Consider the following 394-nt stretch of genomic DNA (forward strand, 5'->3'; position numbering starts at 1 on the left):
ACCATTCCCAAACCAGCTCGTAAAATTGGTACAACGGCAACTTTTTTTCCAGTTAATTGTTTAACTGTCGCATGAGCAACAGGTGTTTCTATTTCAACATCCTCCAACTGCATATCACGGCTGACCTCATAAGCCATCAGCATCGCAATTTCATTAACCAGATCACGAAAATCCTTCGTACTGGTAATTGTGTCACGTAAAATTCGCAATTTGTGTTGGATCAATGGATGATTGATTACGGTAAATTTAGACATGTTTTTAAGAACCCTTTTCTATACTATCATTACAATCCACAATGTTGGCCGCCAGCTGATTTTTCCAAACGATTCATATAGGCTTCTCCAATTCCTTGCTTGGCAAAGACTCAACATAAATCGTTTTGACATCTTTCTGG

At 38.6% G+C, this 394-nt stretch carries 1 protein-coding gene and 1 pseudogene; both read right to left on the reverse strand.

Features of this window, described 5'->3' with window-relative positions:
- A partial coding sequence (locus KH893_RS12785) for a uracil phosphoribosyltransferase (RefSeq protein WP_281166395.1) occupies positions 1–254 on the reverse strand: 254 nt, incomplete at its 3' end.
- A 29-nt stretch (positions 255–283) separates the two neighbouring features.
- Positions 284–394 (reverse strand): annotated as a pseudogene (locus KH893_RS13140) (Sua5 family C-terminal domain-containing protein); the annotation flags it as partial.

Origin of the sequence: Liquorilactobacillus sicerae, assembly GCF_029916425.1 — a bacterium.
Classification (GTDB): Bacteria; Bacillota; Bacilli; order Lactobacillales; family Lactobacillaceae; genus Liquorilactobacillus; species Liquorilactobacillus sicerae.